Source organism: Bacillus sp. Xin1 (assembly GCF_013314535.1).
Lineage (GTDB): Bacteria > Bacillota > Bacilli > Bacillales > Bacillaceae_G > Bacillus_A.
The window spans coordinates 1-275 of sequence record NZ_JABUAE010000202.1 but is presented as its reverse complement, the minus strand read 5'-3'; the positions used below and the strand labels follow the sequence as shown (position 1 = coordinate 275).

General features: G+C 36.0%; 1 protein-coding gene. It reads right to left on the bottom strand.

The window, feature by feature from the left end:
• Nucleotides 1–275, bottom strand: a 275-nt coding sequence (locus HRG09_RS28525; protein ID WP_174104125.1) for a DDE-type integrase/transposase/recombinase, incomplete at both ends; no start/stop codon positions are given.

The window sequence follows — 275 nt, the reverse complement described above, 5'->3', positions numbered from 1 at the left end:
ATGGTAGTTTGATAAAATCCTTGTTTTCTTAATTTGTTAAATGCGTAAAGTAATGCCGGCGCTTTGTCTGTAGTGAGAACCGTAGGTTCTCCAAAATGTTTTACTAATCTTTTCATGAAGGCATAGGCAGCTTGATGATTCCGTTTTTTACGAAGTTGAATATCCAATGTGTGTCCATCTTTATTAATTGCACGATAGAGATAACGCCATTCTCCCTTAACTTTGATATAAGTCTCATCCAAATGCCAAGATAAGCGCGCAGATTTATTTTTCAC